The sequence below is a fragment of the Bacillus cereus group sp. BfR-BA-01349 genome (assembly GCF_022663795.1).
GTDB classification, from domain to species: domain Bacteria; phylum Bacillota; class Bacilli; order Bacillales; family Bacillaceae_G; genus Bacillus_A; species Bacillus_A cereus.
The window spans coordinates 1-7,695 of the sequence record NZ_JAKUGE010000092.1 but is presented as its reverse complement, the minus strand read 5'-3'; the positions used below and the strand labels follow the sequence as shown (position 1 = coordinate 7,695).

Below are 7,695 nucleotides of genomic sequence, written 5' to 3'. Positions count from 1 at the left end.
TATACTTGGAGACAAGTACGTACGGTTCGGGGGGGAGTACATGGAAACCTATCATAGAAATATGATAAGGCGCTGGGTACTTACCCTACCTCAAATGACAATCAATCAAGCATTTCATAAATAGCATGTACTTAGGTTGAAATTTAATACAACAAAGCAGCTGGTTAATAAAACTAACTGCTCGTTGTACAAAAGAAACGCTGCGCTTACAAAAATAGTATGAACAGGGCTGAAAATATTATTCGGAAATGAAAGAAAACTAAACAAAAATTTCATTTTGTAGAAAATGAGGGATATACATGCGGATGTATAGGTGGAGAGCTACATTAACTGCTAGTGGAGAGTATGAACGGCTAAACAAACTCAAAGAGCGTATTCGAAAGCGGAAATTGCATCGTAACTTCACTATAGAGAAGCAAGAATGGTCTTCGGTATGGATCGGCTGGATAGATTCAATATGGATTGCAAAAAGAGAAGACAGAAGAATAGACGTAAATTTAAAAGAGCAGCTAGCAAAAGCTAACTACTCTCCAGAAAAGCATTAAGAAGGAAGTTCAGAACTCAAGTGTATTTATAGTATGGACAAGATTTAGAAATTTATTCGAGGAGGAATGGATATGAAAGATTATTATTTAGTGAGAAAAGGGAAATTGTGGGTTAGCGATGCTGGTACTACTTATGATGATATGCAAGCCCCATTTGACGTAATTACAGTGTCTGGTGAAAAGAAATTGGCGCAAAAATTCTATTCAAAAGCATCAGCTAAATATTGTGCAGAAGTTTTAGGGTTTAACATTATTGAAGTTAAAGTTGAGGTAAAAGAAATTGAAACTGAGATGGCTTTTTATGAATAAGAGCAGCTAGCAAAAGCTAACTGCTCGGTTCTCCAAGGGGGAACTAGGAGAAAGGAACTTAATGGGTTGTCTACATTATTGACGGAATATTGAGATTTATTCAGGGGAGGAAGAAGAAAATGAGGGAAATAAAGTTTCGTGCATGGGTGTTACAAGATGAAGTTGATGGCGAACATATAGCGGCAGAATATATGGAGGATGATGTGGAGTCATTCCATGATCCATTGTATGAACACAAGCAAGGCAATATCGTTTTAATGCAGTTTATTGAGCAAAAGGATTCAGATGGAAATGAAATATACGAGGGTGATGTAGTTATTTGGTACAACCCAATGATTGAAACAGGAGAAAGAATGACAGGGGTTGTTGTATACGATACAAAACAGGCTACATATAAGAAATGTCCTATCAATCTTTATAAAGCGAATGCAGGTGATGGAGGATATACAGGATTTGAGTTTAGATGGTACGACAATATAAAAGTATTAGGCAATATTTATGAAAATCCAGAGTTATTACAAAACTAAACAAAATAATCCTTTTAATAGAAAGTGAGATTAGGAGAAATGACAATTAGTAATAAATTTTGGACACGCCTGTTTATAATTTTAGTGGCACTTAACTTGGCAACAGCCATTGTATCTGCTTTCTTGCAAAAATGGTGGATTGTATCAGCAGGTCTTGGCGGAGCGTGTTTAATGGCTGGGATAGGTTTAGTAATACTGAACGGTAAAGCTACAAAATGGGCAGCAATATTCTTTACTGTAGCATCTTTAGAAAACGGATTAGAAGTAGCAAGATTTTTTTGGATGAATCAATACTCAGATTCGATTTGGAGTATAGCAAGGATCGTACTGTGTGTTTACTGGATGAAAAATTATTACGTTGAGGAGGAACGACAATGGGACTAGGAAATCGTGGGATGGCATTTGAGAAGCTTATTAATCTAGCTAATGAAAATGTATCAAAGAGGTGGAGTGGCGCTTATAAACAAGCGTCCGACTCCTGTGAAGGTGATTAAGAGTAAGGGTAGCCAAGTAATAAAAGGATTCTATGAAGCTAAGAGTACAGTAGACTATGATGGCGTGTATAAGGGACGAGCAATAGCTTTTGAAGCAAAATCTACAGAGAATCCTGGACGATTTGATTTAAAGAACATCGCGCAGCACCAATTAGATTACTTGGAGAAAGCAGAGAAGATGGGAGCGATTTGTTTCTTCCTTATTGAATTTAGCAAGGACAAGTCAGTATTCGTGGTACCATTATCAGTTATTCAATCTTACGTAAGGATGTCTCATCAACCAAAGGGCAAGAAGTCTATACCAAGAGCAGACTTGTACTTAGTAGAACAGACGGAACGAGCGCCAGTGGATTACTTACAATACGTAGATGAAGCAGTAGCACCAGTTATGTTTGATGGAATGATTCAGTTTGATCAGGATCATAAGAAAGTAGCAAATAACATTGAAGCAGCAAAAGAGAAGATGGCCAACAAGACACGTAAGTTATTAAAGGCTTAATGGATAACGGAACCATGCAGAGTGGATGGTGGGGGCTATTAGCTATGCATGGTTCTTTTATTCAACAATGAGATGGTAAAATTTCACGTACCTTATGTGATATTAAAAATACAAATTCAGAAATAGGGGGATTCCTTCATGGAGAGACAATTAACATTATTACCAGCTGTTGATGATAAGAAAGTACAAAAGGAAGTAGTAAGTGTATTAAAGGAGTACAGAGCACTCAAGATGCGTTTCAGTAATGATGTGGAGCAGGAAGGAATCAGTTTATTCCCTGAGTTACGTGATTCAAGGAATACGAGTAGATGGAAGGTGCAGCAGGTTGAGAAGGCGCTTAACAATTTATTAGATGAAGATGAGCGTAAAATCGTCGAGCGTAAGTTTTTGAAAAACGAGAGAGTAAAAGATTCTGATGTTTATCATGATCTACTACTTAAGAAGACATATTTCTATGAGAAGAAGCAGAGTGCGGTTAAATTGATTGCTACAGCACTTGGAATCATCTAAAAATAGCGAACAAAACGCGAACTTTTTGGGGGACTAAATAAAATGCTAAAAATTATAAATTATATGTACAAGCCCTTTGACAACCGCATATCGAAGAGGATTAGTACACCTATAAGTGAAACGTTCTTATGCGAGAATGTCACGGTAACGTATACCGCATAGTAGGGCGGGCACGGCGGTAAGAACCCGCGTTAAGACGAAAAAACCAATGAATGCATAACAATGACATATTCCAGTGTGGCGGGTGTGAGATAACTCGCATTCGTCATGCTGTTTCTATTGTATTTATCAATCAGCTCGGAATACGTCCTCTGGGTTGATAATAAATATAAGTCTATTTCTCTCTAATATGTTTGTTCTTGACCTTATTTTAAAATGGAATGGTGTGGTTGCTCATGATTAAGTGACACTTGCATTCTAAAAAGCTAAAAAGTATACGTATCTTGTACATTAGTAATTACTCACGATTCTTATTAATGACCAAAACGAGGGCAAAGAGTTCCACTCTTTGTTTGAGCCAATACAGCGGAAACATTCCCCTTCCGTCCCTCTAGTGTATTGGTTCAAACAAGGCGTCGGAAGAAACATATACGTCTTGGATATAATAATTCCGGTTATATAAACGATTTGGTCAGCTAAGGACCTCCAACAGCCGATGTATTGACCAGCTCCACGGAGCATAACGAGAAGATTCTTAGTCTTCTCCCAGTCACTGACACAGAGGGCGTGTAGCCATATTAGTTGATGCGGTGGCTTGGAGAAGGTTGAGAGTACTCAGCCTTGATCTAAGAGAAACTTTGCCATTTGTTTTCTCTCTTTTCTCCCATCCCCTAGAAAGCTGTCACTTTGGTGATGGCTTTTTGTTTGGTATAAAGAGGATTATATCTGATTATGTCGAATTGATGTAGTTGAGGTGATAAGGAAATGGCACAAGATATTATGGATGAGCTAATAAAATGGCAAACGCAATTGGAAGACGAATTAAAAACTATCGAAAAAGTTGAAAAAGACGACGAACTTCAGGCTTACACTTTATCAAGAAAAATTGAAATTTTAGAAATTGTAAGCGGGACATTTGAAGAAGAAAGAAAAGAATCATTCGAGAATTCCAGAATTGCCACACTTAGAATAAGTTTGGAGTCTTTAGAAAAAGAAATCGAAAGAAAAAAGAAAAGATTTGAAGAAAAGAAAGAAGAACTTCAAAAAACTTTAAAAATTTTGCAAGCACAAATTAAAGCTGAACAACCAAGCGTCTGAATACAGGCGCTTTTTTTCTTTTGTTATATAGAAATTACACATTAAACTTATTTGAAAGTTATTATAGACATAACGAAAGCCAAGCTTCATATAATGATATTAAAAGCTCTTTCTGACATACGATTACTACCCTAACGTTTTATTTGGCACCTATAAAAGGTGCTTATTTTATTGCACCTTTTAATAAGGGCGATTATATATTGAAGTACGTGGTGGCACCACTTTATATATCGGAGTACCTAACAAGTTTAGGTGCTCTTTTATTTTGTACAAATTAGACAACTAAAAAGGGAGGATGGAAGAAGTGAAGAAACCAAGAAATACATTGGATATTGAAGTTTATGTAGATACTGATGAAGCAGAAGCAGAAGAAAGGATTGAACGATTAAGGTAAACTACTGAAGGATGTACGAAAGCATTTGAAGAATTAGGAAATGCTATTGCTAGTGTAGGTGTGTTGATACAAGTTCCTGAATCTAAAGACATCATTGAAATATTGAATAAAGACCTGATTAAATGATTAAACCAATAGTAATTGTCGTAGGCGCTGCCGTGATCTGGGTGGCGTCTTGTTTGTTGTTAAGGAAAGATAAGGAGAAAATAAAAAAAAGAGGACAAAAGCCCTCTTTTTAATAAATACCTAAGGTTTACGCGCAAATTGGAATCCCTAACGCTATTAAAGTCAATGCTAATTGAAGAGAAAGCTCTAATCTAGCAATTTCGATTCCAGCAACTGAGACCACTAAAAAAGGTTGTCCATTAACGAACAAAACACAACTGTCCATGCTCACGCCTCCTTTCTAGCAATCTACTATAGTATATGAATCGAATAATAATATGTAATAGTTGAATTGATGGATTTAATAGAATTGATAGATTTGCCCTGTTTTACAAAACAAACGAACACAACGAACGAAAATAGAGAGAATCAACAAATTATAGTTGCGTATAACTATATCGACATTTTCATTGTGTAAATTATAAATAGGTATATGTATATGTCATTCTGTAAGAATACTTTCTACTACTTCTTTATCAAGCTCTACAAAAAGATACTCAAGAACTATCAAAAATCTTGCTTCGTTTGTTTAATTTTTTACAGAAAAACGGAAGAAAATCTCATCGATATGAGAAGAAAACAGTCTTTGATATATTGGGTGTCATGTACAATTGTTTTGTTACTCACAATCATGTAGCTTAATTAAAAAAATGAAACTCGTTAGGGTTTATTTGGTATGCAGATTTTTTAGATAGCTGATATCAACTCTTTAGAAAACAGAAAAAATCCAGTTGAACGGACTTTTACTTAATCTTAGGTTGATGGGCATGGAGTCTCGCCAACTAAACGCGAATTTCGTACGCTAAGGCATTTCTAAGTTAAAAACTGTTTTTTTCCGTACGTTAACAAAGTTCCATAAACGACATTTAATGTTTGTTATGGAACTTTGTTTTTAGTAATGAGTTTTAGAACTGGTTTTTGACCGTATTTCTTTCAGTTTTGTTAAAACTAAATAGAGTTCCATAAACGGTCGTTTTTAGAACTTGTTAATTGAGTATATTTTATTAAAAAATTATAGTTGACCATAAAACCAATATCCGATATATTGGTTTTATGAAAAAAGATATTATTAAACCCATTAAGCGTATGTCATTTAGAGATGAAGTATATCTAACTTTGAAAAAAGCAATCGTTACATTAGAGCTGCAACCGGAGCAACGCTTAAATGACAAAGAATTAGCAGAAGAATTTGGAATTAGCCGTACTCCAGTTAGAGAGGCGTTGAAGCGTCTTGAGGATGAAGGACTTGTTGAATCTATTCCTGGTTCAGTTACTCGTGTGGCACCATTAAATATTGAGGAGGCGAAACACGCATTTACTGTGGTAGCAGTTTTACACTTGTTAGCTGCTCGTTTAGCAGTACCGTTATTAAAAGAATCGGATATTCAAGAATTAGAGTTCAGTAATAAGGCTTTACTATTATCTATTGAGAAAAAAGATATTATAAAAGCAATTGAAGCTGACGAGTTATTCCACAATGTTTTTTTAGATGTGGCAGGAAATCCTGAAATCATTCGTGCGTTAGAACGAAGTATATCTAAGATTCAACGTCTCGAGATTTCTCAGTTCACTTCTATAAATGGTCTAAAGTCAGTAGAACAACATCAGCAAATTATAGAGGCGTGCAAAAATAAAGATAAAGAGACAACAGCACATCTTGTAGAACAAAACTGGTTAAGTCTTGAGAAATTAATGACTTATGAGATAGATTGAGGTGAGAAATTTGCGCCCTATTTTTTAGGTATATGTGCGGCTTTCTTTTTTGCTTTCACATTTATACTGAATCGAGCAATGGAACTATCAGGTGGTAACTGGATATGGAGTGCCTCACTAAGGTTTATTTTCATGCTTCCATTCCTGTTACTTATTGTTATGAGTAGGAAAAAATTAAAAGTATTATTACAAGTTATGAGAGAGGATTTAAGAACATGGTTTTTATGGAGCTTTGTAGGATTTGGTCTATTTTACGCTCCATTATGCTTTGCCGCTGCACATGCACCAGGATGGATAATTGCTGGGACATGGCAAATTACTATTATATCAGGATCTTTGCTGGCTCCTTTTTTTATTCAAACCGTTCAAACACCAGATGGAATTCTTAAGAAAAGAGGGGAAATCCCAATGAAGGGTATGGGTATGTCATTGATTATTCTTCTTGGTATTTTCCTTATGCAAATGGAGCAAGCAAAATCACTCGCTATCAAAGATATTTTATTAGGTATTATCCCTGTTATTGTGGCTTCTTTTGCTTACCCGCTCGGGAATCGTAAGATGATGGAAGTTTGTGGAGATCGGCTAGATGCTTATCAACGTGTCCTTGGAATGACATTAGCTAGCTTACCATTTTGGTTTTTACTATCCTTGTACGGTCTTTTTACAGTAGGAGTGCCTAGTAAAGAACAAACTATGCAATCAATTTTAGTTGCTATTTGTTCTGGTGTAATTGCCACTATCTTATTTTTTAAAGCTACTGATATGGTTAAAGGAGATATGCAGAAACTTGCAACTGTTGAAGCAACACAATCCATGGAGGTGCTTTTTGCTGTTATCGGAGAACTAATTTTATTACATTCTTCATTCCCCTCTATTTTATCTTGGTGTGGCATGTTTGTAATAATGCTAGGAATGATAGCACACAGTTATGTTTCCCATAAAGGTGAAACAGCGCATAACCAAAATATTAGTGCTTAATTAATATTTTAAAATGTACAGTATGAACCCTTTTCTAGTTAGTATAAGTAATTTTATTATTTTTTAAAAAATTTATTATTATAAGTTTCATGTCAGAAATTGATTAAGTAAAAGAATATGAACAAAAGCCGATGCCCTTAATATATAGGGAAATCGGCTTTTTCTTTATAAAATTTTGCTTAGCGTACGAAATTCGCGTTTTGTTGGTGCTACCCCATCGCTATCAAGCTAAGCCCATACAACGTCAAGTATAGGAGAGGTTGTTTCTTTTTTCTAAAAGCTAGGTGTAGAGAATTTAAAGATT

General features: G+C 35.4%; 9 protein-coding genes and 2 pseudogenes. 10 read left to right on the top strand and 1 reads right to left on the bottom strand.

The window, feature by feature from the left end; translation table 11 throughout:
- Positions 1–299: 299 nt before the first annotated feature.
- From MR169_RS27620 to MR169_RS27590, 7 genes and pseudogenes are all read left to right on the top strand, one after another.
- Positions 300–545 (top strand): hypothetical protein, encoded by a 246-nt coding sequence (locus MR169_RS27620; protein WP_061884974.1) that lies wholly within the window; start codon positions 300–302, stop codon positions 543–545.
- A gap of 72 nt (positions 546–617) precedes the next feature.
- Positions 618–854, top strand: coding sequence for a hypothetical protein (locus MR169_RS27615; protein WP_061884975.1), 237 nt, complete (start codon positions 618–620; stop codon positions 852–854).
- A 119-nt stretch (positions 855–973) separates the two neighbouring features.
- Positions 974–1,381, top strand: a complete 408-nt coding sequence (locus tag MR169_RS27610) for a YopX family protein (protein ID WP_061884976.1) — start codon at positions 974–976, stop codon at positions 1,379–1,381.
- A 39-nt stretch (positions 1,382–1,420) separates the two neighbouring features.
- Positions 1,421–1,765, top strand: coding sequence for a permease (locus MR169_RS27605; RefSeq protein WP_242320372.1), 345 nt, complete (start codon positions 1,421–1,423; stop codon positions 1,763–1,765).
- A pseudogene (locus MR169_RS27600) lies at positions 1,756–2,374 on the top strand (Holliday junction resolvase RecU). Before MR169_RS27605 ends, MR169_RS27600 begins: the two are co-directional and overlap by 10 nt.
- 138 nt (positions 2,375–2,512) lie before the next feature.
- Positions 2,513–2,884: an ArpU family phage packaging/lysis transcriptional regulator gene (locus tag MR169_RS27595; RefSeq protein ID WP_061884980.1), complete on the top strand. Its 372-nt coding sequence runs from the start codon at positions 2,513–2,515 to the stop codon at positions 2,882–2,884.
- Positions 2,885–3,808: 924 nt separating this feature from the next.
- Entirely contained in the window at positions 3,809–4,141 is a 333-nt protein-coding gene (locus MR169_RS27590; RefSeq protein ID WP_242320371.1) for a hypothetical protein, read from the top strand.
- A 647-nt stretch (positions 4,142–4,788) separates the two neighbouring features.
- Here the strand turns inward: MR169_RS27590 and MR169_RS27580 are convergent.
- On the bottom strand, positions 4,789–4,926 hold the full coding sequence (locus MR169_RS27580; RefSeq protein WP_081114064.1) for a DUF3956 domain-containing protein: 138 nt from the start codon (positions 4,924–4,926) through the stop codon (positions 4,789–4,791).
- 233 nt (positions 4,927–5,159) lie between these two features.
- Here MR169_RS27580 and MR169_RS27575 point away from each other — a divergent pair.
- The 3 genes and pseudogenes from MR169_RS27575 to MR169_RS27565 all read left to right on the top strand — a co-directional run.
- Positions 5,160–5,342, top strand: a pseudogene (locus MR169_RS27575) (IS4 family transposase); the annotation flags it as partial.
- A gap of 411 nt (positions 5,343–5,753) precedes the next feature.
- Positions 5,754–6,413 (top strand): GntR family transcriptional regulator, encoded by a 660-nt coding sequence (locus MR169_RS27570; RefSeq protein WP_242320370.1) that lies wholly within the window; start codon positions 5,754–5,756, stop codon positions 6,411–6,413.
- A 78-nt stretch (positions 6,414–6,491) separates the two neighbouring features.
- Positions 6,492–7,391: a DMT family transporter gene (locus MR169_RS27565; RefSeq protein WP_242320369.1), complete on the top strand. Its 900-nt coding sequence runs from the start codon at positions 6,492–6,494 to the stop codon at positions 7,389–7,391.
- Positions 7,392–7,695: the final 304 nt, after the last annotated feature.

What these genes read in the sequence shown, in the direction of transcription:
- MR169_RS27595 (WP_061884980.1), top strand. Translation starts at nt 2,513, where the DNA reads ATGGAGAGACAATTAACATTATTACCAGCTGTTGATGATAAGAAAGTA.
- MR169_RS27620 (WP_061884974.1), top strand. Translation starts at nt 300, where the DNA reads ATGCGGATGTATAGGTGGAGAGCTACATTAACTGCTAGTGGAGAGTAT.
- MR169_RS27590 (WP_242320371.1), top strand. Translation starts at nt 3,809, where the DNA reads ATGGCACAAGATATTATGGATGAGCTAATAAAATGGCAAACGCAATTG.
- MR169_RS27615 (WP_061884975.1), top strand. Translation starts at nt 618, where the DNA reads ATGAAAGATTATTATTTAGTGAGAAAAGGGAAATTGTGGGTTAGCGAT.
- MR169_RS27605 (WP_242320372.1), top strand. Translation starts at nt 1,421, where the DNA reads ATGACAATTAGTAATAAATTTTGGACACGCCTGTTTATAATTTTAGTG.
- MR169_RS27580 (WP_081114064.1), bottom strand. Translation starts at nt 4,926, where the DNA reads ATGGACAGTTGTGTTTTGTTCGTTAATGGACAACCTTTTTTAGTGGTC.
- MR169_RS27565 (WP_242320369.1), top strand. Translation starts at nt 6,492, where the DNA reads ATGGAACTATCAGGTGGTAACTGGATATGGAGTGCCTCACTAAGGTTT.
- MR169_RS27610 (WP_061884976.1), top strand. Translation starts at nt 974, where the DNA reads ATGAGGGAAATAAAGTTTCGTGCATGGGTGTTACAAGATGAAGTTGAT.
- MR169_RS27570 (WP_242320370.1), top strand. Translation starts at nt 5,754, where the DNA reads ATGAAAAAAGATATTATTAAACCCATTAAGCGTATGTCATTTAGAGAT.